The organism is Pseudoalteromonas sp. GutCa3 (assembly GCF_002836155.1).
GTDB lineage: Bacteria > Pseudomonadota > Gammaproteobacteria > Enterobacterales > Alteromonadaceae > Pseudoalteromonas > Pseudoalteromonas arctica.
This window is the reverse complement of record NZ_PJBK01000022.1, coordinates 22,211-47,279: the sequence shown is the minus strand read 5'-3', so window position 1 is coordinate 47,279 and position 25,069 is coordinate 22,211. Positions and strand designations below refer to the sequence as shown.

At 36.5% G+C, this 25,069-nt stretch carries 21 protein-coding genes; 4 read left to right on the top strand and 17 right to left on the bottom strand.

The window, feature by feature from the left end; genetic code table 11:
* Window positions 1–4: 4 nt before the first annotated feature.
* The 12 genes from CXF64_RS03655 to tagH form a co-directional block, all read right to left on the bottom strand.
* Complete coding sequence (locus tag CXF64_RS03655; RefSeq protein WP_024607343.1) at window positions 5–784, bottom strand: type VI secretion system accessory protein TagJ; 780 nt, start codon at window positions 782–784, stop codon at window positions 5–7.
* A gap of 2 nt (window positions 785–786) precedes the next feature.
* Window positions 787–2,313, bottom strand: coding sequence for a type VI secretion system contractile sheath large subunit (tssC, locus tag CXF64_RS03650; RefSeq protein ID WP_024607344.1), 1,527 nt, complete (start codon window positions 2,311–2,313; stop codon window positions 787–789).
* Between the two features lie 36 nt (window positions 2,314–2,349).
* Window positions 2,350–3,840 carry a type VI secretion system contractile sheath large subunit gene (gene tssC, locus CXF64_RS03645; protein ID WP_024607345.1) on the bottom strand — a complete coding sequence of 497 codons (1,491 nt, stop codon included), beginning with the start codon at window positions 3,838–3,840 and terminating at the stop codon, window positions 2,350–2,352.
* The gene (gene tssB, locus CXF64_RS03640; protein ID WP_024607346.1) at window positions 3,837–4,340 is read right to left on the bottom strand and encodes a type VI secretion system contractile sheath small subunit; all 504 of its coding nucleotides are present in this window, start codon (window positions 4,338–4,340) and stop codon (window positions 3,837–3,839) included. Before tssB ends, tssC (CXF64_RS03645) begins: the two co-directional genes overlap by 4 nt.
* A gap of 16 nt (window positions 4,341–4,356) precedes the next feature.
* Window positions 4,357–5,472 (bottom strand): type VI secretion system protein TssA, encoded by a 1,116-nt coding sequence (tssA, locus tag CXF64_RS03635; RefSeq protein WP_101216313.1) that lies wholly within the window; start codon window positions 5,470–5,472, stop codon window positions 4,357–4,359.
* Between the two features lie 200 nt (window positions 5,473–5,672).
* Window positions 5,673–6,473: a PP2C family protein-serine/threonine phosphatase gene (locus CXF64_RS03630; RefSeq protein ID WP_225305707.1), complete on the bottom strand. Its 801-nt coding sequence runs from the start codon at window positions 6,471–6,473 to the stop codon at window positions 5,673–5,675.
* Entirely contained in the window at window positions 6,463–7,194 is a 732-nt protein-coding gene (gene tagF / locus CXF64_RS03625) for a type VI secretion system-associated protein TagF (protein ID WP_101216312.1), read from the bottom strand. Before tagF ends, CXF64_RS03630 begins: the two co-directional genes overlap by 11 nt.
* Window positions 7,176–10,685, bottom strand: a complete 3,510-nt coding sequence (gene tssM, locus CXF64_RS03620) for a type VI secretion system membrane subunit TssM (protein WP_101216311.1) — start codon at window positions 10,683–10,685, stop codon at window positions 7,176–7,178. Before tssM ends, tagF begins: the two co-directional genes overlap by 19 nt.
* A gap of 10 nt (window positions 10,686–10,695) precedes the next feature.
* Window positions 10,696–11,976 (bottom strand): type VI secretion system protein TssL, long form, encoded by a 1,281-nt coding sequence (tssL, locus tag CXF64_RS03615; RefSeq protein WP_101216310.1) that lies wholly within the window; start codon window positions 11,974–11,976, stop codon window positions 10,696–10,698.
* 21 nt (window positions 11,977–11,997) lie between these two features.
* Window positions 11,998–13,326, bottom strand: coding sequence for a type VI secretion system baseplate subunit TssK (gene tssK, locus CXF64_RS03610; protein WP_101216309.1), 1,329 nt, complete (start codon window positions 13,324–13,326; stop codon window positions 11,998–12,000).
* A 14-nt stretch (window positions 13,327–13,340) separates the two neighbouring features.
* On the bottom strand, window positions 13,341–13,805 hold the full coding sequence (gene tssJ, locus CXF64_RS03605) for a type VI secretion system lipoprotein TssJ (RefSeq protein ID WP_024607353.1): 465 nt from the start codon (window positions 13,803–13,805) through the stop codon (window positions 13,341–13,343).
* 14 nt (window positions 13,806–13,819) lie between these two features.
* Complete coding sequence (gene tagH / locus CXF64_RS03600) at window positions 13,820–15,094, bottom strand: type VI secretion system-associated FHA domain protein TagH (RefSeq protein WP_101216308.1); 1,275 nt, start codon at window positions 15,092–15,094, stop codon at window positions 13,820–13,822.
* Window positions 15,095–15,595: 501 nt separating this feature from the next.
* On the opposite strand from tagH, the gene CXF64_RS03595 reads away from it, so the two are divergent.
* Together CXF64_RS03595 and CXF64_RS03590 are read left to right on the top strand one after the other, a co-directional pair.
* A complete protein-coding gene (locus CXF64_RS03595) occupies window positions 15,596–17,566 on the top strand; it encodes a serine/threonine-protein kinase (protein ID WP_101216307.1) in 1,971 nt (656 codons plus the stop codon).
* A gap of 217 nt (window positions 17,567–17,783) precedes the next feature.
* Window positions 17,784–18,137 (top strand): PEGA domain-containing protein, encoded by a 354-nt coding sequence (locus CXF64_RS03590; RefSeq protein ID WP_024607356.1) that lies wholly within the window; start codon window positions 17,784–17,786, stop codon window positions 18,135–18,137.
* A gap of 55 nt (window positions 18,138–18,192) precedes the next feature.
* Here the strand turns inward: CXF64_RS03590 and CXF64_RS03585 are convergent, their stop codons facing one another.
* Window positions 18,193–18,585, bottom strand: coding sequence for a DUF1294 domain-containing protein (locus CXF64_RS03585; RefSeq protein ID WP_101216306.1), 393 nt, complete (start codon window positions 18,583–18,585; stop codon window positions 18,193–18,195).
* A 52-nt stretch (window positions 18,586–18,637) separates the two neighbouring features.
* Here CXF64_RS03585 and CXF64_RS03580 point away from each other — a divergent pair, with 52 nt between their 5' ends.
* Complete coding sequence (locus CXF64_RS03580) at window positions 18,638–19,168, top strand: hypothetical protein (protein WP_101216305.1); 531 nt, start codon at window positions 18,638–18,640, stop codon at window positions 19,166–19,168.
* A 62-nt stretch (window positions 19,169–19,230) separates the two neighbouring features.
* On the opposite strand, the gene CXF64_RS03575 is transcribed toward CXF64_RS03580, so the two are convergent.
* Window positions 19,231–19,773 (bottom strand): carboxymuconolactone decarboxylase family protein, encoded by a 543-nt coding sequence (locus CXF64_RS03575; RefSeq protein ID WP_007586212.1) that lies wholly within the window; start codon window positions 19,771–19,773, stop codon window positions 19,231–19,233.
* Between the two features lie 112 nt (window positions 19,774–19,885).
* Here CXF64_RS03575 and CXF64_RS03570 point away from each other — a divergent pair, with 112 nt between their 5' ends.
* A complete protein-coding gene (locus tag CXF64_RS03570; protein ID WP_101216304.1) occupies window positions 19,886–20,473 on the top strand; it encodes a TetR/AcrR family transcriptional regulator in 588 nt (195 codons plus the stop codon).
* 103 nt (window positions 20,474–20,576) lie between these two features.
* Here the strand turns inward: CXF64_RS03570 and CXF64_RS03565 are convergent, their stop codons facing one another.
* From CXF64_RS03565 to CXF64_RS03555, 3 genes are all read right to left on the bottom strand, one after another.
* Window positions 20,577–22,697 (bottom strand): methyl-accepting chemotaxis protein, encoded by a 2,121-nt coding sequence (locus CXF64_RS03565; RefSeq protein WP_101163123.1) that lies wholly within the window; start codon window positions 22,695–22,697, stop codon window positions 20,577–20,579.
* 107 nt (window positions 22,698–22,804) lie between these two features.
* Window positions 22,805–24,022: an organoarsenical effux MFS transporter ArsJ gene (gene arsJ / locus CXF64_RS03560; RefSeq protein ID WP_101216303.1), complete on the bottom strand. Its 1,218-nt coding sequence runs from the start codon at window positions 24,020–24,022 to the stop codon at window positions 22,805–22,807.
* 24 nt (window positions 24,023–24,046) lie between these two features.
* Window positions 24,047–25,057 (bottom strand): ArsJ-associated glyceraldehyde-3-phosphate dehydrogenase, encoded by a 1,011-nt coding sequence (locus tag CXF64_RS03555; protein WP_101216302.1) that lies wholly within the window; start codon window positions 25,055–25,057, stop codon window positions 24,047–24,049.
* Between the last annotated feature and the right edge of the window lie 12 nt (window positions 25,058–25,069).

Genomic DNA, 25,069 nt, shown 5'->3' with positions numbered 1-25,069 from the left:
CAGACTATGCTGTTTCTAAAACGTTTATTTTTAAGTTCGGGATTGTAATTGCTTCGTCATCAACGAATAACATTTTCATTCCTTTACCAATAATAAATTCATCTTGTAATTCTTCCCAGTCAGATACTTGACCTAGCTTTTCTAGTTCACTATTTGAATTAGCGTATACAAGTGGTAAGTGCGCAGTACCTGAGGGACCACCATCTTTAATTGTAATTTCAACTCTTAGCCAAATACTTTCAAGTAGTGATTCATTAGGCTCAACTTTTAATGTTTCAATTTCATTAAAGTTAGCTAAATAAAATTCACCATTAGTTCCTAATACTTCTAAGTAAGGACCTAAACTGTCATCAAGGTCTCTAATTACTGAAGTACCACTTTGTGACGCTTGAACTCTCAATTCTTCCATTTCTTTTGCTAATTTTGCAGCTTCATCAACTTCATTTTCAAGTAGAGCAACGTGCATTCTCAAGAATATAGTATCTAACGCATCTGCATCATGAAACAACTTAGGAATGCCTTTACCTTGGTAAAAATCAACTCTTGATTGTTGCGCACGAATTAAATGGCGAAGATTTACAGCTCCCACAGCAAATTCAGGGTTCTTTTGAACCATGAAATCTAATTGTTTATCGGCTTTTTCAAGTTCGCCATTAATGCAAAGTAGTTCCGCATAAACACTTCTAATATCAAAATTTAGAGGTTCATCTTGAAGCTCCGTAGCGCAACAAGACAGTGCATCAGTGAGTTTCCCCTCACGAATTAAGTTATGTATTTTTTTCATTACTATTCCTTTATTTTATGATGAGGACTGAGCTCAGTAATTAATTTTATACTAGAGACCATCTGATCTAATTGAAAGTGTGGCTGTAACTGTAAAACAGAAAAATAATGACCTGGGTTGGCCTTGTTCTCACTCACTTTTATTCTTGCGTTACTTAATGGGTATTTACTTCGAATATGCTCTGAAGCTGAATCTGATGCTGTTGTGTAATTATTTATCCAAGCTTGTAAATCTCTCTCGCAAGCTTGTGCTGAAATGTAAGAACCAACACGGTCACGCGCTAATAATTTCAAATAATGGGCAAAACGCGATACGCATAAAATATATTGCAGCATTGATGATAAGCGAGCATTAATATTCGCAGCACTAGAGTCATAGTTTTTTGTTTTTTGCACTGATGCATTGCTATAAAAAACAACATGTTCAGTATTAGTCACTGATGAAGCTGGAATAAAACCAAGTTCAGAAAACTGTTTTTCAAACTTACTTGTAACTAGTAAATTTAAAGGAGGCTTAGCCTCTTTTTGATATATATCATTTGCAAAACTATCGCGAGCAAGCCCTGTTACTAACCCTTTGGATATTTTTCCTGGTTCAATTCCTCGAATATGACCAAACCATCCACTTTCACAGTAAGCTCTTATTATTGTTGATACAAACTGATATGAGGCATTTCCCCAAAGCATATCGGTCTCAGGGTCGATAATTTGTTCTTTAAAATAAAAATCTTGATGGCGCTTACCATCATTACTATACGGTGGTCTAACTAATATGTGCGGCAACGTAAAGCCAACAAACCGAGCCTCTTCCATCTTTCGAAAGCTTTGCCATTTTACATATTCTGGTTGTTCAAAGTGATTAAAAAGATCTGAGTAATACCCTAAATCAGAAAAGTAATCAGCTCCAAACAAGTTAGGTGAAGCAGAACAAATAAATGGGGCAAATGCGGCGGCAGCTGTTCTGGATATTTCTTTAATCGTATCTATATCGTTATAGACAGTTCCTGCAGAACATGCATTTGTTATTTCGTAGTCACCTATTACAACTCCAAATGGCTCTCCACCGGCGCTGTCAAATTCGCTTTGATAAAGTACTTGAAAAAACAAGCTCTGGTCAAAGTCAATCGCTTTGTTAACATCTTTAGACAATGTTGCCCAATCACAATTAAGCACCTTAACTTTAACTTTATTTTCTTTATCGTATTGTTCGCTTTGCAGTAACAACCACCATAAATTACGCCAAGTGGCTTCTAATTTTTGAAAGCGGTTATCATGAATAATGATATTCAATTGATTTGATATGAGTTGGTCTAGTTCTACGATTACACGTTGTAGATACGGACCTAGGGATTCTTTATTCCAAGATATAGGAGAATCAGAAGAGCCTTCAAGCCATAATAATAATGCTTTATCAAGGTTTTTTTCATTTAAAAACCTGTCGAGCAAAGCTTCATTATCACTTATTCGAGACTGCGACTTTTGTTGAAAAGCGAAGTCTTGATTTATAAATGAAAACTCTTCGTGATTCATTCTACTGCATTATCCTTAACGCTTAAGATTGGTTAATTAACCAATCTCTGGAATTTTAGCTACAAGACGTAAAGAAGAAGTTAACTCTTCCATTTGCAGCCATGGTTTCAACCAAGCTACAGCATTGTAAGCACCAGGTTGCCCTGGGATCTCTTTAACAGATACTTTTGCATCAGCCAAAGGGTAACGTGCTCTGATGTCCTGGCCACCGCCTTCTGTCGCATTTACATACGATAGAATCCAACGGTTTAACCAAGATTCAACATCTTCTGCTTCCATGAAGCTACCGATTTTGTCGCGAGCCATAACTTTAAGGTAATGAGCAAAACGAGATGTTGCCATTAAGTAAGGTAGGCGTGCAGAAATTGCGGCGTTAGCTGTTGCATCCGGCGTAGAATAAATTTGTGGTTTTTGACAGCTTTGACCACCAAAGAACACTGCATAATCAGTATTTTTATAGTGACACAGAGGTAAGAAACCTAGTTTGCTTAACTCAGCTTCACGACGATCCGTAATACCAATTTCAGTAGGACATTTTAGATCTGGGTCGCCATCATCGCTAGTGAAAATATGTGTAGGAAGACCTTCAACTTTACCACCGCCTTCAGCACCACGAATTGCTGTACAGAAACCGTATTGAGCAAAAGCTTTTGTCATATTTGTAGCCATTGCGTATGCAGCGTTACTCCAACAATAATCATTATTATCAGTACTTACTGAACGACCATCTTTAGGCTCAACTTCAAATTCTTCGTAGTTAAACTCTTCGACAGGCTTAGAAGCTGCGCCGTATGGAAGGCGTGATAAGAAACGAGGCATTGTTAATGATACGAAACGAGAATCATCGCTGTCTCTAAACGAGCGCCATTTAGTGTATTCTAATGATTCAAATACTTTTTCTAAATCACGAGGTTTAGTTAGCTCTTCCCAGTTATCGAAACCAAATAACGAAGGTGAAGATGCTGCAATAAATGGACAAAAGCCAGCAGCAGCAACATTAGACATTAAGCTTAATGCTTCAACATCTTCTGGGTGGTTAGTGAATTCGAAATCACCAACTATAGTTCCATAAGGTTCGCCACCAGGTGTACCAAATTCAGATTCGTATATTTTCTTAAACGTTTGGCTTTGATCAAATTCAACGGCTTTACTTAAATCTTTATGAAGCTCTTTTTTCTTCATGTTTAAAACACGGATTTTAAGTGTGCCACTTGTTTCTGAGTTCATCACTAGGTGATGTAAACCACGCCATGAGCCTTCAAGCTTCTGAAATTGCTCACTGTGCATAACAACGCTTAATTGCTTTGATATTTTTTGATCGATTAATTGAATTGCTTCATTAAACGTCACAGTCATATTTTTGTTCCACTGAACTGTACCTTTTAAGGCTTCTTCAGTCAGTGTTTTAAGTAATTCTTCAGCTCGGCTTGCATCAGTCTGTTTTGTTGCACCAATGGCTTGCTCTAGTAAAGATGAACTTACTTCAGTAGTTGACTCTAACTCTGTACTTAATTGTTCTGTACTCATTTTTCAGTCTCCTCTAATTTAAGTTCCTTAGCAATAGAGTCTAAACTTGCAGTATTACTTAGCACTTCTTCTAAAACGTTTTCAAGCTCTTCTGAACGGTCAATTTTTGTCATTAAGTCGCGAAGCTTGTTGCGCGTTTCCATTAGCTTACGTAATGGCTCAACCTGGTTTACAACTGCTGCCGGCTCAAAGTCATCTATTGATTTAAAGTTAAGTTTAACGTCAAACTGAGAACCATCATCATTTAATGTATTGTCGACTAATAAATTAAGAGAAGGGCTCATGCGCTTTAAAACATCATTAAAGTTTTCACGATCTATCTGAATGAATCGTCTGTCTTTAAGTGGTTTTAAGGCATCAGCATTATCTCCTGAAAAGTCCCCCATCACACCAACAACAAATGGTAATTCTTTTTTAACCGCTGCACCTTCAGTTTCCACATCATAAGTGATATGTACTCTAGGCTTACGAACTCGTTTTAATTTATCATGGATACTCATTGAGAACTCCTTTTACTTATGTTTCAGTTTCGCTGATTTTAATGCCAGACAACTTAAAGTACCCAGTCCTAGCATCACTATCTGTAATTAATTCATTTAATAACTCAGGTAGCGACAATTCGCTCCATCGAATTACTTGTTCAATCGTGTATGACATTGGTGAATGAGGTTCTGTTTTTCTAAAAAAAGTAGCGATTTCTTTTAATTTTTTAATCGCACTTTCTCTAGAGTTAATCTCATTACTACTCGATTTTTCGATTAACACTTCAACCGAATTATCATCTCCGCCTGTATCAGTATCTTCTTCTTCCGCATTTTTTTCTGCTAAAGCAATTTCAGCAGCTTCCAATTTATCAGCTGCTATATGTTTAACTGCTGCAAGTGCAACTTCGAGCGCTTTTTTTATATTAGAAGTAGGCTGAGGTTGATCTGTAACTTTATCCATAACATCACTAAGTATCGAAAACTCCTCGATTGAGTCTTCAATATCTTGTTTTAGAGAAAGAAAAAATTCAGTACTCGTTTCTGCTGCGCTTTTTTCTATTAATTCAAAATCAACAGAACCTTGCGCTATTTTTTTCTCTCTTTTTTCCTCGTTTAAACGAGAAATGTCATAGCCTTGCTGGTATTCCCAAAAAGAAAAAGCATCTAAACTAACACTGTCAGTTAGGTAAATACTTTTGATCGGTATTATTAAAGTCCCTTCCCCAGCGGTTCCATTTAAACCAACTAGCGCTGAAACTTTATCTGAAATATCATCATCAGTATCTAAAGTTGGATATAAAGACTCAAAATGGTTTTCTAATAAGCTATAAGCAACTTTAAAACCAAATGCTAAACCCTTAAATCCATGAATACGACACAAGGCTTCTATAAGCCATGCTAAATATTCGATATCTTTGCTTTCAGTTTTTATAGCTTCGCTGCATTGTTCTAAAAGCGGTAACCAATCGCGTGAAAGCGATGAGATACCTTGCTCGTCAACCAAAGCATTACGTTCAGCAGCTCGTAACTGATTGCGTAAATCTTTTAAGGCATAATAAGTAGACGTAGGAGAGACATCTGAGCGAGGATCAATACCTGCAATCTCTGTGTCTGAAATAGGGGAGATATATTCTTCTAATAAAAACATTCCGTCGTCCTAATAATTATCCATAAAACTCTAATAAAGCAGAGCGGATTTCATATTACATTCTTTATATTAAATTACAAGCCCAGTTACAATTGTGTTTATACATTAGTTATTACAAATGTATAAACACAATTAGGGCATGAATACTTTAAACATAAAACTTTTAAATAGTGCTAATAAAACAAAAAACTAACTAGACCCTATTTTGTAAATAAGGGAATGGTTGCCTCATCTTGTATATTAAGTATTTCGCCATGGAGATTGTTTTTTGTTTCGTCATACTTAACTAAAATGCACGTTACATTATCTCTAGCGCCTCTAACTAACGATGAATGCATTAAAGCCATACCTGAGTCTATAATACTACTTGGCTCTAATGATAAGCGTATATCGTCATCTGACAATTCACCTGTAAGGCCATCCGAACATAAAAGAAATATATCACCTGTTTTAAGTTCGTTTTTAATTACGTCTACTTTAACTTCATCCATTACGCCGACTGCGCGAGTAATTACATTTGAAAGAGGGTGATCTTTTGCCTCTTCGATTGAGATTATTCCCTCATCAATTAAATCATTTACTTGACTATGATCGCGTGAAACTTGTTCAAACTTCCCATTACGTAATAAATAAGCCCGACTATCACCAACCCAAATCACATAGTACACTCCGCCCTTTATAAAAAGAGCCGTCACGGTACTACCAGCGGTTTTGTTATCTAAATATTGCGAACTATAGTTATTTAGTTGTTTATTAGCGTTCTCTATAGCGCTAACGATGTGAGATACATCAAGATCAACTAAATCAAGTTCCTGAACTTTAGCCCTAATAACATCAACAACTAATTGACTAGCGACTTCTCCGGCCTCATGCCCACCCATACCATCAGCAACAACCCATACGTTGTGACTATTAATTTCAACGTGAGCATCTTCATTTAATTGCCTAACAACACCTCGATGGGTAATAGCATAACTTGTACTAAATTTATTACTTATCACTGTTTTTTACCTGTGTATAATTCCATTCCCAGTGTTTCCATCGTCCATCTAACATAGCAGCGACCTGATTAACCGGTGGCAAGGCGGAAGTTATAACCACCATCGGCTTTATATTACATGACCCATGTGTCCACCAAACGCTATAATCGCCATGCTTTTTGTAGAGTATGGCATGCATCGCATCTTGCAAAATGGTGTTGGTAAGCTCTGTGCCAGAAAACTCAAATGCTTCACCTTGTTTATTTTTGTCTAGAGAGTCAAAAAAATTAACTTGTTTCTTTTCAGAAGGAGCCATTTTGATAGTTTTTGCGAGCTCTTTTCTCCAAGAAAAAAGATCGACAGATCCATCTAGTACTTTTAAAACAGCGTCTTCATACTCTAAAGAAAATACACCAGAGTTTAGAACTTCAATCGGTGCATGGTCTGTATAACTCAATACAGTAAAAGGATAGTGCCTGCCAACGGCATCCATGCTTGGAATAAGTGTTCCCATCACTCCAGTATCACCAACTATATTTGAGCTCAAAGCAAAGTGCCATACAGGGCCAGTTAGATAATTATCCTGCCATATATCACCAAGCTGCTCCTTGCTGACAGCAATGGCAGCTTGTAGCCATTGCTCCCAGTGTTCAGAAAACTCTTTAGAAACATTATCTTGTACAAAATCCCCTAAGCATGGGACTTTGCCAAGGTAACCAATATTTATAATCGCGTCGGACATGAAAACTTCTCTACACTTGTATTCCAAAATGGGTGTCTAATTGACTTAGGCAATAACTCTACTTTTGCATTATTTCCCATAAGTGAAAAATGTAGCTGTAAGTCTTCTCGCGTTTTACTTCGTGTCGCACTCAGCTCATCTAGCATACGATAAAGTGACCACTCTCCAAGGTAAGTTGTATTCATAGAACGGCCACCGTTAGGAGGGGTAAATACAACACGAGTTTTGCTCTGCCCCGTTGCTCCAGGCCAAATAAAGTTAGTCACTTTCAGTGGACCATGACGATAAGTCATAGACTGTCCATCAATTTCTATCATTAAACTAGATACTGTACGGTCAAGTTCAAGTGGTCGTAACCCAAATTCAATTCTTGGTGTATCACTACCACGGTCAAAAAATGCAGTTTGGATCTGATAAGCATGCTCAAACATTTTTAGTGTTTCATTGCTGATACCAATGTCTTTTTCAAATTTCCATGGGCTTGAACTTATATCTACACTAGGTGCAACATAACTGTTGAAAAAGCTGTCTATCGTTCCATTTGGTCCAAAGAAGCGAGTAAAGTCTTTCATGTTAACTTCTTTATCCGCTTGTGGAGAAAATGGGTACCTTCCTACAATCGCTGCATTGTATTCTCGTAGAACTTTGCTTTTCCAAATTTCATTTAAGTGTCTGTTTGCACTATTTTTTGTGATATTACTCGTATCTCGACTTATATCTAATAACCAGCTATTAAACGGGTAAGGTAAGTCACGGCTCTGAAACTCTAATTGACGGATAAAACTTGGCTTACTCTTTCCACTAATTTGATCTTTTATTGAGTATTTAAGTTGATCGCCTCTATCTAGTTTTGTTAAATAAATATTCAGTTCTCTCAAGTTTTTCTGAATATTATCTAACTGCTGTGCATCAATATTAATAACATCTTCAAATGCTTCTTCTACTTGATGACCAGGTAATTTAATATCAAACTTAGGGGCTTCATTAGGTAAAAAACGTTTAATTCTATTAGCCTTCGTTTGCATTGCTATTTCTGCAGCGTTAGCAGCAACTTTACCGGCTGCTTTTTGGTTTTCAGATACAGGTAGCTTTGTTAACTGAACATTTTTTTGCACGGCACTTATAATGTTTTTGATTGGAGCTTCTGAACCCGCTAATACATCAGTAATATTTACACCTTCCGATGGAGAGCTATATTGGTTTAGACTTAAGTCATCCAAAAACGATTGCCAATAATATATATAATCTTGAAAATAACGTTGCTCTAATTTCTTCTCAATTTCATCTTTTGAAATATCATAAGTTCCCGAAGCTTCCTCACCATATACCCAACTACTGGCCATTAAATTACCAAGCATTTTACTTTTTTCTACATTGAAAATGCCGTGGAAGCCATTAAATGTATATAAGCCAGGAATACTTCTTGTTAACTCCCCATTATTTCTAAAAGTAAATTTTTGCGCACTTTCAAAACTAATAATGTCAGTTAATCTAAATGGTGGAATACTACTATTTAAAAAGTCAGCTTGAAGACGTTGATATGCTCTTTCAGCAATAGGAAGTTTAGTTAATTCAGTACGCGCATTACGTACTGCCTGATTATCAATCTCGCTCTGATTTATACCGTTCCCTAATAATGCAGTAATGTGACCCATTAATTCATTTCTGGTTTGAATGCTCTTATCACCAGGTAAACTTCTTTCTAAGTAAGCACTAAACCAAACAGTAATATCTTCGCTATCAAAATACTCAGGCTGAAATAACATTAAGTAACACTTTAACGTTTCATATAAATAACTTAAATGCTCAGGATGAGCCTCCATCTCTTTAATCAGCGTGTTACTTATAAATGGTTCTAAATATGTTTGCAACGAACGGTCATATGCATTAACAGATGATTCTCTAATTTCATTTAGTTTGTTAAAACCAAATGAAGGAGAGTCTTGCACATTAAATAAATCTGAATTGCTCGCTGGTAAGTCTCTTAATGCATTTAGCCTATCGTTTAACACTAATAAGTTATTTCTATCAAATGAAGCTGAATCTAGCTCTTGGTATGTTGTGACGGCTTCCTCTGTTGCAGAAATTAAATTGCTATTCCAAGCAAAACTAAAATACCATGAAATTGAAAAGCCAAACAAAGCAACACAAGCAAGTGAGATACTCGCGATACGTAACCATTTATTTTGTTTATCATGGTGTTTGTTAGTACTTGCTAAGTTTTGCTCCGGAAAAATAACGCTTTCCAAAACATTTTTTATAAAAAAACTTTTTGATTGGTTTATATAATCTGTTTTTCCGGCATTAACATCATTCAAGAAACTTGATGGTGTACCTTCTTGGGTCGCACTTGTTAAATATACGCCCCTGAACATTGGTAACTCTTCATATGCATTAGGAGTAAAAATTTCTTTTAAAAACCCATCAGCTACGCCTTGCAACACTCTAAGCTGCCTAGGGAACTCAAAAATCTTAGCTCGTATAGCTTGATTACGCTCGTTAATAAGTCGACGATTAAGCATTTCGGTTAATTTAGAAATTAAAGAATGAAACTCTTTATTAAAAGCTTCAACCTGCGTATCTTTTGCCAAATCCAGCTCAAAAGTTACGCCCCAAACCTGCTCACATTCTTCTTCTGTTAATTCGCCAAAAAACTCTCTAAACCCTTCTATTAAATCAACTTTTGAAAAAATAACATATACAGGGAATGTCATTCCTAGTTGATTTTGAAGTTCTTGAAGCCTCTGTTTAATTGCACGTGCATGCAAGTTTCGCTCAGTTTTGGTTTGACTCATCAACTCTGAGATACCCATACTGATCATCACACCATTAATTGGTCTCAAAGGACGGTACTTTCTCAGTAAGCCTAAAAAGCCTTCCCACGCTCTAGAGTCATGTTTTGCATGGCTATTTTGAGTCGTGTACCTTCCTGCGGTATCAATTAATACAGCTTTATTAGTAAACCACCAATCACAGTTTCGAGTCCCACCAATACCATGAACTAAATCTACACCAAGCTTATCCTTCAAAGGATAATCTAGACCAGAGTTATGTATTACGGTGGTCTTGCCAGCTCCAGGTGGCCCAATCATTATATACCACGGTAACTGGTAAATATTTTTACCTTTAAACAGTTTTACGTCTTTTAACAAGTCTATAGCTTCATTCATTCTTGTTTTTAAAGTCGTAATTTCTTCATTTACTTCATTACTGTTTGAGTCATCACTATCAATTAACTCATCAGCCATTTTTTCGTCTCTTTTACTTTGCTGAACTAGACTATATATTTTTGAAACTGAGAATATTAGTAGTACAAATAAAATAGTAAGCAGCCGGGAAGCTATACTCGCTAGAGGCACATAATCTGCAACTGCAATTAAAGGGCCGCCAAACCAAATTAATAATGATAAAGCAATAAATCCAATGATCAGCATTGCAGTGCGTGATGTAAGCGCGTAAGTCATTTTTTTAAATTTTTGTGAGAAACTCATTTCAGCCTCATTAAAATAATAGATCGATTTCAATTCGTCGGTTTAATGACCGAGAAGCTGAATCTGAATTACTGGCAATTGGCTCTGCAGCGCCTTTTCCTTCAGGCCATAAACGGCCGCTAAGGTTCGTGCTTTTTGCCATAGAATTAGCTACCTGAGTAGCTCTAGCAAGAGAAAGGTGCCAATTGGATGGATATCTATCTGTACTAATTGGAGTATCGTCTGTATGACCAGTAATTAATATACGTCCTTTTGTACCTTCTAAACTAAGCGCTAGCTTTTCTAATATAGGTTGAAATGATGGTAATAATTTTGAGTCACCTTGGTTAAACAAGCTTTCACTGTTTATAGTAATTCTAATTCGATCATGAGTTTTGTTTATTTCAACAATCCCCATTTTTATTTCAGTTTGTAATAACTGCTCTAAAACTAATAATTGCTGATCTTTTTTATCAACAGTCTGATCATTTGCTAAAGGGTGAATTATTGACAATTTTTCATTCACTGAAAAAACTTCATCATTTAATTTCATGTTAATAAATAAGTAAACAGCTAATAGCACTAGCCCTAAAACTGAAAAAATAACCCAAAGTGGTATTTGATTTCTAAGCTCAACACCTGCGGCTACTCTTTGTTTCCAATTTGGTGAAAGCTTGTTATTTACAGGTCCATTGAGTTGATTCAATAAATGGTAAATCTGCGAACGATACTCTTCTACTTTGTTATCGCCGATTGTATCTAGCCTATACTTACCTTTAAAACCTAGATTTAAACAATGATATTGTAACTCTAAAAATTGTTCATTTTTTTGTGGTTGGGAAAGTGAGTCATCTAAAAGAGTATAAAAATATTCACCACCAAACGTTTCTTTATGAAAGGTAGACAACAAGCTTTCATCAGCCCATTCCATTGAACTCCATTTTGAATTTAATACAGACTCGTCGAGTATTGCGCACAAGCAGTAACGTGCATTGTTAATCACATCTTTAGATAAATGTTGATTACGCACTTCCATTTCAAAACGTTTTATTGCTTCTACGCAGCGATGTTTTAAAGCAGCTAAATTAGTCATTTCTACAGATTGACTAATAGAGATAACAATAGAGAAGCAATCTGTTGCAGCTTCTAAAAGTGGGTTTTTAAATATAGATATTTTTGTATTACTTGGCAGTTTAGTCGATGCTGACTCAACCGACATAACCGTTTTATCTGCATCACTATTAATATTTGTATTATTTGATGTCTCACGCCCTCGTCTACCAGGGCGTGGTTTGATAATGGTTTCGTCCATTGAAACTCTTCCTTTTAAAAGTTAAGTTCTGATAGCCCAAAGGCTCAATTGAAGTTCTGGGTAGCTACCTGACAAGTGAATAGCAATACCTCCGCTCGAACGAAGTTTTTCCCAATGTTCCCCATGTTTGTTTAATTCAAAATAATGAAAACCTGCATGGTAAGGAATTTGTCTCGGGGCTGTTGGCAAGCTACTAATTGTTATGCCGGGAATTTGATTGTTTACCAAATCGCGTATTGTTTCTACACTGCCAATTTTGATCTGTGAAGGTAGTATCTTACGAAGTTCTTCATGCGGAACACTTGCTTTGATAGCTAAAATGAACTGAGCTGAGTTAAGCACTGATTTATCTTTTAGCGCTCCAAATGAAATACCAAACTTACTTTGCTCAAGCTTAATTTCAGTTGCAGTTTGCTCAATTACATGACTTAAGGATTGATATAAAAAGCTAACGACTTCACTAAAGACTTGTCCTAAATTTTTATGATCATATTTAGGAAGTTTAGGAACTCGCTTATTAACTGTACTGAAGGTAGATAACTCACCAGCAAGCTCAATAAGTCTAATATAAAGCACATTAGGATGTAGATTGTTAACTGATAATAAATTATCAAAAACAGCGTCATACTTATTTAGCGTCTGAAGCATAATAAAGTCAGCAACAGAAGTACTACCAGCATAACCTTGGCATAACCGCACAGCGATACTTTCTGAGCGCTGCTTTATCATAGAGCCTATTTCACGAACTAACCCAAGAAGGGGCTTGCATTGCCCTACTTTCAAAGAAGCTGGGATATATTTGCTATCTAATTTGATTTGGCCTTCGCTACTTACTTCTAAAATTCTTGCTAAAGGAAGTAGTATGTAACCAGAATGATCGTCTGAAGATAAAACTAATTTGCTATATATTTTTGCTACTTGAATAATTTCTTGTGATTGCGCACCAATAAAGTCATCGCTTACCGACAAGTCATTTAACTTATAACGAGTGACAATATTTTCTTCGGGCGCTGAAATATTAATCCCGCTATTTTTTAAAGCAGGTATTGCCAAATAAACAATCTCATCATACACATCTTTTCCAACAACTAATGGTTCAGGAAGAGATGTAGACTGTGGCATGTCAATAGGCATTAAATCAGGTGTTATGGCTGATAAAGCTTCAATTGCAAACTGACCTGAATTTAATAACTCTGTATCAATAGCAATTTCAAGTATTCCCCACGGATCAGCAAGGTTACCGCTGCAAACTTGCTTAATAACATTAGAAATATGTTTATCTGATTGTTGGAAGTGTTGAGGCCTTAAGAACATCCCTTCAGTCCATGCAACACGAGTGTTATCACCCATTTTAAAATCCTTTTTTATTGCTCTCTCATGTATGTAGCAATTGCTTCTACATTAACATCAATATCATCGTAGCCTGTTGGATCAACTTCTATTACAGCTCTCCACCTTGCTTGATCAATATTTCTATATGCGACAACTACGCCTACGTAACGAGTATTTCGATTCAGACTCATTTTATATTTTTGTACTGAGTTTGGTTGTAATTCAAGCTCATCTTTTTTAAGTAAATCGGGGCCAAGTATTTTTTCAGGTGTATCGTATAAGCTGAAGAAATCTTGTGTATCAAAAATGGTTCTGGAACTAAGCTCAAATATTTTCATCACTACTGGTGATGGTCTATCAGATGTGTCCGGATTTACATTTTTAGAAACATTGATTTTTAAATCTGTAGATGCTGGAACAATTCTATTAACTGTTGAACATCCTAATACTAAAAATAATAAACTAAAACTCATTAAGTAGAGCTTAACTTTATGCATTATTTCATTCCTTCCTAGTGCGTATCTTTAATTTTATCATTATATGCATTTAAGAAATCATCCGACAGAGCCAGCGCCCCCTTTGAATTAACTTCTTGCGAAAGATCATCATGTAAACTCTGATATAACTTCCAACATTTAGACTCGAGTTGACCGGGGATAATTTTAAGTACATTGGAGCTTTCATTTGCCTGGCGACTAATGTGCTGAGGAGAAACTTGAGCTAACATCCCTTTAAGAACACCATCAGCACCTGCTAGTAAAGCATGCTCATGTCTACGTGTATCTATAAAGCTTTCTTTTATAGATTCCTTAGATGAAAGGAAGCTTGCACTATTCCTTATGAATAAATTCTGAATAACATCATCTATATCGGCAGAAAATTTCAATGGATTATTTTGTTGCGTCTGAAACATTGTATGGTTTAATCTTAATTGACTTTTAACATGCGCTCTTTGACGCAGAGACTCCATAAGCTCATTAAGCATTAGATTCAAACCTTGGCCCATTTCATACCAAAGCTCTTTTGTATTAAGTGAGCTTTGTAATTCAGCTTTAACTCCTAGCCCTTTCAAAAATGCATCAGATAAAGACGAATCACTCTGTGGCTCTGTTTGTTGTACACGTTGGGGCGTAGGTTCGATATGCCTTACTTCTGGTATTGCTTTTTCAGACGAGGGAGCAATCGGCATTTCTAATTTTTCTGTGATTACATCATTTTTATTTTCGGTAACATGATGCTCACTATTCATCAAACGAGATAAGTCATCCCAATCTTCAGGTATTTGGTTCCCTGAATTTGAAAAATCACTTTGAACCATAGAAACAGTAGGCATCGACTCATCTAAAATAGAGTCATTTAAAAAGCTATGTGATTGTGAAAAAGAATCAGCCTGTGTTTCTAATTGCTTATCATCATTTCGGTTACTAGGTATAACTTTATGGCTTTGTGAAGGGGCAACTGTTTGTTGCTCAACTAATTTAACTTCAATCTGGAAGTCACCTATTGTAAGCACATCATTGTCTGAAAGGCGTTGTTTATTGCCTTGGCCTAGGGGAGACACACCAAAATTTATATAAATACCATTAGTAGAATTATCGTAAATAGAGAACGAATCACCTTCTTTTTCTATTTTACCATGCCTACTAGATATAATTTTTTCAGGATCGGGAAGATGCCATTCACATGACTCAGAGCGGCCGAATGTAAGCGTATCTTTTACTGTCTTAGAAGCTTCAATTTCAGGTGAGAGTCTATGATAACTAGTTATGTTTAGTATCAGTTCCATTTGATATGTTAGTCCCATAAATCTACAATTTCGCTAGGATAAAGTACAAGCGAAACTATTGTCAACATTGAAATTAATATATAAACAGAGACTTAATTCCCTTTAATCTTAAAAGCAGCTAATAAATAGCGCTAATAATGATTTTATAGTGCGCCTTGTTTAACTCATGTTATCTACTTTTATGCTTTTAATACGTGCCTTCCACTTTTTTCTTTCCATATAACTCTGCATAGCTCTAAAACCGGATAACCCCTTTAATTTACATTCTATCTAATCGTTCTTTTATTTTAGTTTAGTATTTAAATTATAAAAGCATAGAGAAAATCATATCGAAGTAAAAAGGTGTTGGGCTGTGAGTATAGATGTAAATATTCAACAATTGAAACATTGCTATAATAAGCATTTTTTGTAAAAATACATGCGAATATCAGAGGGAAAATTGATAATAACCACAAAAACACCTTTGCAATTATTTAAATTAACACAATAAAAGGATTTATAATGAGCGGTACTAATAATTCTAACGATAAAACCCAGATTGCTTCACTTGCTTCTAGTTCAAAAAAAGCATTACCTAAAAATAAAATAAATCTACTTGGTAAGAAAATATCTAATCGCTACTTAGTTGAAGAGCTTATTGGTCAAGGTGGAATGTGCTACATATACCGTGCTAGAGATACTTTTTTAGAAAACGCAGGCCGCTCTGAAGCATTTGTTGCAATCAAAGTATTGCAGGAAGAGTTTTCAAATTCGGAAGAAGCAATTTCACTCTTAAAAGATGAGACAGCTAAAACGCAGCAACTTTCCCACCCTAGTATCGTTAAAGTATTTTCAGCCGATTCAGATGGCGATTTATATTATGTGACAATGGAACTCATCGAAGGTGAAACTTTAGAGCAAATAATAAAAAGAAATAAGCCCTCTGGTATGGCGTTCAAAAAAGCCAAAGTGATTTTGGAACAGTTATCAGATGCGCTTATCTATGCTCACTCTAGAGGCGTTATACATAATGACCTTAAACCATCTAATATAATATTCGATAGTAATGGTAATCTTAAGGTACTCGACTTCGGAATAGCGAAACATAAAAGCATAGAAGATGCTTACGCAGTTAATAGTAATACAGACCTAGGTACAATTGGTGGGTATACCCCAACTTATGCAAGCCCAGAGCAACTAAGTGGCGCTGAAGCATCTGTTAAAGATGATGTGTTTTCATTTGCATGTATCGCATTTGAGCTACTTAGCAGTAAGCACCCTTTTAACCGAGTTTCTGCCGATAAGCTTTCGAAAAACACTTCAGCTTCACGTCCTAGTCATTGTCCTATTTGGCTTTGGAAAAGTTTAAAAAAGGCATTATCACTAGAGTCATCACAACGTGAGAGTTCCTTACTACCAATTCAAAATAAACTTAAATCTAATTTAAAACCGACTATTACCTTAGTTGCTATTTCAGTTGTCTTAGCTGTACTTGCAGGCCAATACCATGTTTCGAATAATGGCAGTACAAAACAATTACAGGCAAAACTTGATAACGCGAATGCTATCAACCAACAAGTTGAAACTTGGATGTCATGGAGTGGACCTGAAATATTAGATAAGCTAGGAGAAATCCCTCCACAATACGAAGTCTTAAAACAAGGTTTATTGAGAGTTAATCAAACTAGTATATTAGATAGCTTCGACACTAGGGCGAGTAGAACAAATAATAGCGCTAATAAATTTAAAGATTTTGATAAAACTATTGAAGTCTATTCTAAAGCTTTGGAGTACTACCCAGATTCAGAAACGCTTTCTGTGCAATTAGAAAGTGTTCTTAGAGAACGCCAGTCTATAATTTTTGATATAACATCAAGAATTAATCTACTGCTGGAGCAATCCCGTTATAACGAAGTTGACAACAATAGTATCCCCCAACTAATTAAAGACCTTAACGAAGTTGATAGCACATATGTATATCAACCTTCACCAGAGCATTTTGAAAATTTCAAATTAACACTTAATCAAGCAGTTGAAAGTGATGATGTAGTTTCGCAAAAAGCGCTACTGAGTGTAGGTAAAGCGATATTTACTGACAGCCAAAAAGCAGAGCTTCTTTTTAGCGATTTATTAAAAAGAGAATCAGCTATTGATGCATTAACTGCATACAAAGAGATAATAGATAAAGGTGAACAAGTAAACTTTCCTACATCTGATGCTGTTGTATTTTATCAACCAAGATTTCAACGCTATAGCGCGCAACTAGATAAAATAGAAGACTATAAAGAGTTACTTGAATTTGAAGAACTAGTTAACTTAGAATCGAATGAATTACCTGCAGATTTCTCCCTTTTGGTTGAGTTAAAACAGGAGCTATCAAGAAGATACATAACGATGGCAAATACATTAATGAAACGAAAAATGTATAGAACTGCTGAGCAACTAGTAGAGAGAAGCGAAGCCATAACGCAATCTTTAGATAGTATGCTCTAATATATAATTTTATATCAATGAGTTAAAATCCCCTTTTAGCTACTTATAGAAAGGTGCTTTAAGATATTAGAATTACGGCAATTGAATACAGGGCGGATACATATTAAACTATCCGCCAGTTTATTTTAAAACGAAGGTCAAGGACGACGAGTTAGATATACTCTCCCCAGATTTTTCGTGACACTCAACACTTTTACAATGATCTAATGGAGTACCGATGAAAAATTTAAGCGCACTTGCAGCAATATTATTACTAGCTGGTTGTTCAACAACGTCAACTGATAAAACAGAACAAGTTGTTGAGGAAGTTGTTACTGAGACTCAAGTTGTAGTAGAGGAAGTAGCTGCACCAATTTCATTAACAGTTATTACTAACCCTGCTGATGCTCGCGTTCGTATTATGAATATCAACCCTGTTTACAAAGCTGGTATTGAGCTTAAAGAAGGTAAATACGATATTGAAGTAAGCAAAGCAGGATACCTTACTTACAGAAAATGGGTTTCAGTTGATAAAAAAACAATACTAACTGTTGAACTCGATACAATGGAAGCAAGCCAATCGGCTCAATAAGCTTCTCAGTACGTTTTAGTTTATATGCCTTAGCCTGGTTAATTTAATAACTGGCCTAAGGCATATTAAATCCTTCATAAAGCCACAAATATCCTACTGCGAAATAACTACCAATATTAATTAAAATACATAACCACAACACAATAATAAAACGTCGCTTTTGCGATTTATGACGAAGTAATTGTTGAGCAAGTAATGCCCCCGGCCATCCTCCAAATAATGCAAGTAGTTGCAGTGTACGCTCTGGCGTGCGGTTTACTTTTGTATGTGAAGAACGCTTAGCTTGTCGCTTATCCCACGCGTACATTAAAAAAGTTATAGCACTTAATACACTTATATAACCAGGTACATATATTGGTATATAAACAGGTAAGTATTGCAGCGGGTAAGCTAACCAAATGGCAGCTAAATAAAGCAATGAGAATGTGATTAATATTTTCTTTATCAATTAATTATCACCTATACTGGGCTTATAAGAGCCTAACAACGAGAGCCAAATTATGACATATTTTAAATCGCTATTCTTCGCATTATGTTTATGCACATTTAGTAGCTTTGCTAATGAAAATGCCAGTAACCTTGATAAAGAGCTAGAAGTGTTTAAACCTTACTTAGGAACGTGGCAAGCAGACTTTAAAGTACCAGAAGGCGCTAAAAAAATACAAGATGTTGGCCGTTGGGAACGCGCTTTAAACGGTAAAGCTATTCGTACCATGCACTCGATTAACGAGGGTGAGTATGGCGGTGAGTCGATGATTTTTTATGATAGCAAAAAGAAGTCACTCGTATTTTATTATTTCACTACGGCAGGATTTTACACTAAAGGCACAATAACGGTATTAAGCCCTACTCAGTTTGTAGCCTATGAGGAAGTAACAGGCAGTAAAGAGGGAGTGACTAAGGTTAAATCTACTAGTGATTTAAAAGACGATAAATTTATTGTATCGACCTCTTACCTTAAAAAGGGTGAGTGGACAAAGCCCGAACAACGTATTTATACACACAGTACAAAAACGGTAAAATTTAAATAGCCGCGATTTATAAACACAAAAAAGGCAGCCTAGGCTGCCTTTTGTCATTTATAAAATCGTATTTATTTTACGTATTTTTTAAATGCAGCGTCTACTGGTGTATCAGCAAGGTGATTAGTGTAGTTGCTCATTACTTTTTGAGACAAGCCTACAATAATTTCAAGTAGTTGTTGCTTACCGTAACCTGCTGCAAAGAATTTTTCGATTTGCTCATCGCTGATCACGCCACGTTCACGTGTCATTGCGAGTGTAGTTTCACGAAGAGTTTCTAGCTTAGGGTTTTCAAGTGGTGTTTTGTTTACAAGTGCATCAACAACACCTTGATCAACTTTCATTGCCGCTGCAATACCACTGTGTGCAGGAACACAGTAATGACATGCGTGCTCAACGTTAATTGATTGCCATACTACTGTTAGCTCTTCTGCATTGAATGATGTTTTTTGAAACAGCTCGTGCAGTACTTGGTAACCTTTAAGTAATGTTGGTGCTTCAGCCATTACTGCATGTAAGTTAGGAAGCATACCAAATGCTGCTACTGAATCAGCTAGTAACGGTTTTGCTTCTTCTGGTGCGTTTTCTTGAGTGTATAAAGTAAATTCGGCCATGGTTAGCTCCTAATAATTAATAGTTTTAAGTAACTTCGAGACACATAGTATTTGATTTTGAGCGACTGTTCAAGTTAAAATTGAGCAAATGTTCAAATTGATTGAGAATGATATGGCTAATAAGGTTAAATTTGAACGCGATAATGTAGTTCGCGTTGCAAGCCAGCTATTTTGGCAAAAAGGTTTTCATGCAACCTCAACGCGTGACTTACAAGAAGCCGTTAATATGCGCCCGGGTAGTATTTACTCTGCGTTTGGCTCTAAAGAAGGGCTATACTGCGAATCGCTGAAAGATTACACAGTACAAATGAAAACCCAAATAGAGGGGTTTCTATCAAGTGCAGATACAGTACTTGGTGGGTTACGTGCATTTGTTGAAAACGTGGTAATTAAAACAAAAGATTGCAGCCCAAGCGCTATTTGTATGCTGGTTAAAGCAAACAGTGAATTTGCAGAAAAAGACTCAAACCTATACGAGTTAAGCTTAGATTTAACAGCTCAATTTGAAGCTTATTTAACGCAGTTGTTTACAAAAGCAATAAACAAAGGTGAGTTAAGTAATACGTTGACCGCTGTTGAATATGCGCGCTTTTTTCAGGTGCAATTTACAGGTTTACGCGGTTATTTTAATCGTCCTAATGTAGAGCAATTTGCTGAGCCAATGATCAACCAAATGTTTATGTTGATTAAAAAGTTATAAATAGCAGTTATCGCGCATTCTCAATAAGTCATACTTATTTTACTAAATAAAAATGGCCAGTATTAACTGGCCATTTTTTTGTGCTTAAAACTTAATTTATAAGTTACGTTTTAAGCTTATTTAGCTCATTATCTTGCTGGGCAACAAGTGCATTAAGCGCTTCGCTGCTATCTCCTGCTTGTGTAGATAAGTCAGCAAGCTGCGATGCGGCATCAGATATAAGCGTTAAATTACGGTTTATTTCTTCAGTCACTAAGCTTTGCTCTTCAGCAGCGGTGGCAATATGTGTAATTTGATTGGTTATTTCATCAACTTTAACGACAACACTGTGCAGAGCATCAAAAGCTACTGATGTTTCATCAACGGCATTTTGTGCACGTACTACGCCTTTTTCAATAACGGTAGATGCGTTACCCACTTCAGATAATAAACTATCAATTAACTGGCTTATGTCATCTGTTGATGAACGCGTTTTAGAAGCGAGTGCACGTACTTCATCAGCAACAACGGCAAAGCCTCGCCCATGCTCACCAGCGCGCGCAGCTTCAATGGCTGCGTTAAGTGCAAGTAAGTTTGTTTGTTCTGAAATAGTACGAATTACATCTAATATTTGCGTAATGTCTTTACTACGCGAAGCGACTTTTTCAACTGCTTGGTTAGCTTCTTTAATTTCTTCAGACATCGTTTTAACTTGTGTCATCGCTGACGATAAGCTCGACTCACTGCTTACTACCAAGCTATTTATTTCATCGGCTTGTTGGGCTGATTGCTCTGATGCTCTGGCTACTTCGAGTGCTGTTGCGCTCATTTCGTTCATAGCCGTTACCACACTTTCAATTTCTTGAAATTGAGATTGAACATTATGCTTAGTATCAATAGCGATGTGTTGTGCTATTTCGCCTTGCTGTTTAGTTTGCTCAGACACCGCTTTTAGTTCAGAAATTAAATCACGTAGTTTTGCTAAAAATCGATTAAACCCACCAGCTAATGCAATAAGTTCTGCGTGGCTATCAACATGCAATGTATGCGTTAAATCACCCTCAGAACTTGCGAGGTTATCAACCCGCTGTTGAATTTGTTGTAGCGGCGCTATTACACCTGCAATTACTAATTTCATAATAACAAAAGCAACCACAGCAATTATTAAGCCTGTAATTAAAATAATAAACCCGAGTGATGCTGCTGTTTCTTGCATGTTTTTTTCTAGCGCTTCAGGCCCTGCAAGTGCTAGGTCTGTAGGTACTTCTATGATTAATGACCACTGAGTGTTTGCTAGTTTTATATCAATTGGATAATTTACTAAATATTCACTATTTGTTTTAAAAATACCGCTTTGCCCTTTAGACTTTTCAATATCATTAAATATAGTAGAACTAACAGCCTCTTTAATTGGGCGCCCTAATTTAGATTTATAATGACTGCTGCCTACAACTAAACCTAAATCACTTAATAAGGTTACTTTAGCTTGACCATTGTAAAGCTGCTTAGAAAGCTGCTCAGTCATTACTTGAAAGGTTGGTAGAGTTAAATCAACGCCTGCTAAACCAATAAACTGGCCTGACTTTAAAATAGGCACGGTTAACGAAGTTAGCATTACCGAATCGCCCGATGGGATTTCGTATAAATACGGTTCCATAATACAAGGCTTAAGTGTGTCTTTTGCGCACAAATACCACTGCGCTTCGCGAATACCAAATTCATTTAAAGAGGTAATATATTTATCGGCAGCATTCGCTACTTTTTGTTGTTCAATTACGCCTTTTTGATCGCGAGTTATATATACCTCTAACGTACCAGCACTATCTACTGAATGCTTATACCCTTGTTGATATTGAGAATCTTGCCCATCAAAAGCGTTTGGTTCAAATTGAGAATAAATAGATGATAAGAGAGTGTTTTGTTCTAAAACCGCTTTATTTATACTGACAACTGTATCTCGGTCTAAAGTGCTTTGTTTTGCTGCATCGCCAAGTAGTGCCGCTAATGAATAAGGAACACGGTAAGCTTCATTAATAAAGCCAGCAATTTTTTCTCCGTATCCAGCCGCATGAGCATTAAGCTTTTCTTCTACTTCTACAATAATGTACTCTTCGGATTTGGTCGCTAACTGCTTATTACTTGATGATAACTGCCACCACAAAATGCCTGATAGCACTAGTACAGTTATAAATATACTACCGACACTTAGCCAGAGTAACTTTTTTGCTAACGATATTTCTCGCATTCATCACACCCTTTAAATTAAAACTACTGATACAGTTTAGTAGATCTAACCAACGAAGCTATGAATATCGTTAAACAAATTGAATTTAATACAATACGTTGAGTTTTTTAAAGTTTAGCCAAACGTGCCGTTGTAATTGAGGCTGCAATTAATAAACATACACTTACCCATAAACACGCACTAAGCCCATATACTTGAAAAACCCAGCCAGAAAGCACCGTACCAAGCAAACGCCCTATCGCATTGGCCATATAATAAAAGCCAACGTCGAGCGACACCCCATCGTTTTTAGCAAAACTTACTATTAAGTAACTATGCAGCGATGAATTTACAGCAAATACACCACCAAAAATAAGTAAGCCGATTACAAGCGTAAAATGTACCGCTACATCAAATTGCATCAACAACGCTAAAATGCCAGTTACGCCACTTAATAGAGCAACCCACCAATACGCTTTTTTGACTGAATGTGAGTTTGAATCACTTTGCCCTGTTATACGCGGTGCTTGCGACTGCACCAATCCATAAGCAATTACCCACAAAGCCATAAAGCCGCTTACCCACCAGTGATCCCAGTTAAACTGAGCGGCTAAGTAAACCGGCAATGCAACCACAAACCATACATCGCGCGCCGCAAATAAGCATAAACGCGCTGCACTAAGTAAGTTGATTGCCCGCGATTTAGAAAATAATTCTTTAAACTTAGGTTTGTTTTTAGCTTTACCAATATCGCCTTTTAAAAAAATTAAACTAATAACCCACGCAACACTAAGTAAAGCAATTAGGCTTATTAATGCCCCCACAAAACCAAATACGGTAAGTAGCAAGCCACCTAAAAAAAAGCCCACTCCTTTTAACGCATTTTTAGAGCCCGTAAGTATGGCAATCCATTTATATAATTGGCTTTGCCCTGCATCGTCTTGTGGTACTAAATACTTAATGGCGCTCTTTGCGCTCATTTTATTTAAGTCTTTAGCTATGCCACTCAGTGCTTGCGCTGCCATAACATAGGCAACGGTTAGCCAATCTCCAGGAACGCAAAGCATGGCTAAAGCTACAAGCTGTAGCCCAAGCCCTACATTCATGGTTTTATTTAACCCTAAATGTGCCCCAAGCCAACCACCTACTAAATTGGTGATTACGCCAAAAATTTCATAAAGCAAAAACAACATGGCGATCGCAAATGCACCATAACCCAACTGATGAAAATACAGCACCACCAGCATCCTTAGTGCGCCATCAGTAAGGGTAAATGCCCAGTAATTACCGGTAATTATTAAATATTGTTTTATAGAGCTTGGTAAATTAGCTAACTGCGCAAGCATGAATTTAAACCTTTTAAAACGAGATTAAACCACATCACTTTGTGCAACTTTAAGCATTAGCTCAGCGGTACGGTTTGCATAACCCCATTCGTTATCATACCAAGCGTATAATTTAAGCTGAGTGTTGTTAATTACCATAGTTGAAAGCGCATCTATGGTGCAACTACGTGGATCTGTTTTATAATCTATAGATACAAGCGGTCTTTCTTCATAACCTAAAATACCTTTAAGCTCGTTATTTGCAGCATTTTTAAACCAAGTGTTTACTTCATCTTGTGTAACACCTCGCTCTAGCTCAAAAACACAATCGGTAATTGACGCGTTAGTAAGAGGTACACGCACAGCATGGCCGTTTAATTTACCCTTAAGCTCAGGAAAAATATGCGTAATGGCTGTTGCACTGCCTGTTGTTGTTGGTATTAAACTAGTACCGCATGAACGCGCTCTGCGTAGATCTTTATGAGGGGCATCTATAATCGTTTGGGTATTAGTAATGTCGTGAATAGTGGTCATTGAGCCGTGCTTAATACCCACTTTTTCTTGGAGTACTTTTACTATTGGCGCTAAACAGTTAGTTGTGCAAGAAGCAGCTGTAACAATTTTATGCTCACTTGGGTTATATAGGTCATCGTTTACACCCATTACTACATTTAAAATACCGTCTTCTTTTACTGGTGCTGTTACCACAACACGCTTAACACCTTGCGCTAAATATTGATTTAACAGCTCAGTGGTTTTCATTTTACCGCTGGCCTCTATTACTACATCGCAATCTGACCAATCAGTTTCATTTATGGTTTTGTTGTTGGTAACTGCAATCGTGTGCTTACCCACACTAAAGCTATTATCATCACTAGTAACCTGCTGCGCTAAGCGTCCGTGCACTGAGTCAAACTCAATTAAATGTGCGTGTGTTTTAGCATCGCCCGCTACATCATTTACTTTAATAAACTCTATTTCTGGCCAATCAACTGCTGCACGCAGTGTTAAACGTCCCATACGGCCAAAACCGTTAATACCTACTTTAATAGTCATAATTAAATACCT